This window comes from Actinoplanes sp. NPDC048791 (assembly GCF_040650095.1).
Taxonomy (GTDB): Bacteria; Actinomycetota; Actinomycetes; order Mycobacteriales; family Micromonosporaceae; genus Actinoplanes.
On the sequence record NZ_JBEZGQ010001766.1, the window covers coordinates 1 to 1012 of the forward strand.

Annotated in this window: 1 protein-coding gene; it reads right to left on the minus strand. The window is 74.7% G+C overall.

The annotated features are described in order from the left end of the window. On the minus strand, positions 1–1012 hold a 1012-nt coding region (locus AB0C29_RS50305), incomplete at both ends, for an MFS transporter (RefSeq protein WP_360835734.1).

A 1012-nucleotide genomic window follows, 5' to 3' on the forward strand; every position in this document is an offset into this window, starting at 1 on the left:
GTCGGCGCGAGGTAGCCGTACCCGCGCGCGATCACCACCCCGCCCAGCGCCGCGCCCAGGCTGTTGGCCACGTTCATCGCGGACTGGTTCACCGCCGCGCCCATCAGCTGCGCTCCCGGGGCCACCGCGATCAGCCGGGCCTGCAGCGCCGGGCCCAGGAACAGGCTGGTCGCGCCGATCAGGAACGCCCCGGCGAACAGGCCCGGAATCGTGTCGGCGACCAGCCCGAAGAAGATCACCGCGGCGATCACCGAGCCGAAGCCGATCAGCATGCTGCGCCGGAGGTCCCGGTCGGCGAACCAGCCGCCCAGGGCGTTGCCGACGGTCATGCCGAGCCCGACCGCGACCAGCACCCACGGCACGGTGCTCGCGGCCAGGCCGGTGACGTCGGTCGTGACGGGCGCGATGTAGCTGTCCACGGCGAAGAAGCCGGCGAAGCCGACCGCCGCGGTGGCCGCGACCAGCCAGACCTGCGGCTTGCGCAGCGAGCGCAGCTCGGCCCGCGGTGAGCCGTCGGCCACCGCGGCCACCGCCGGCACGATCATCAGCACGGCGACCAGGGTCGCCCCGAAGACCAGGGCGATGACCAGGTACGCGACCCGCCAGCCGGCTGCCTGCCCGAGCCGGGTGACCAGCGGTACGCCGACCACGTTGGCTGCCGTCAGCCCGCTGAGCACGGCGGCGTACCCGCGGGCGGCGTTGCCGGGGCCCATCAGGGTGGCCGCGAGCAGTCCGGCGGCGCCGAAGTAGGCCCCGTGCGGGAGGGCCGCGACGAACCGCGCGACCAGCACCAGCTCGAACGTCGGCGCGATCGCCGACGCGACGGTCCCGGCCGCGAACAACACCAGCAGGCCGAGCACGAGCTTCTTGCGGGGTACGCGGGCAGTCAGCGCGGCGATCGTCGGCGCACCGACCACCACTCCCAGCGCGTACGCGGTGATCGTCCACCCCGCCTGCGCGACCGCGTCCGGCGCCGACCGGGCGTACTCCGCGGGCAGCAGGTCGCGTGCCA